Consider the following 264-nt stretch of genomic DNA (forward strand, 5'->3'; position numbering starts at 1 on the left):
GGGCCTCCTGCAGCCTCGATGCTCTCGCATAAGCATTTTCCGGACCATTTTCGCCTTCGAGGTAAAAATCCAAGAAGATTATCTTGTACAGCAAAAGCTCGGGGTTTTCGAAATCAATGGAGTCGAACTCGTGCCGCGCGATGCCCAGTGAGTCAATGTAATCCTGTAAAGGTATCAACGTACCAAGCATCGGGCCCTTGGTTTCCAAGAAGCTTTTGAAAAGGCCATCGTTAAGCCACGCCCACTCGGTCTCAGTGTGGACGC

1 protein-coding gene is annotated in these 264 nt (G+C 50.8%); it reads right to left on the minus strand.

Annotated elements, in window-relative coordinates; translation table 11 throughout:
* The coding region (locus SB771_RS34985; RefSeq protein WP_410722041.1) for a hypothetical protein at nt 1–208 on the minus strand (208 nt) is incomplete at its 3' end.
* Between the last annotated feature and the right edge of the window lie 56 nt (nt 209–264).

Origin of the sequence: Burkholderia sp. SIMBA_051 (genome assembly GCF_046534915.1) — a bacterium.
Taxonomy (GTDB): Bacteria; Pseudomonadota; Gammaproteobacteria; order Burkholderiales; family Burkholderiaceae; genus Burkholderia; species Burkholderia ambifaria.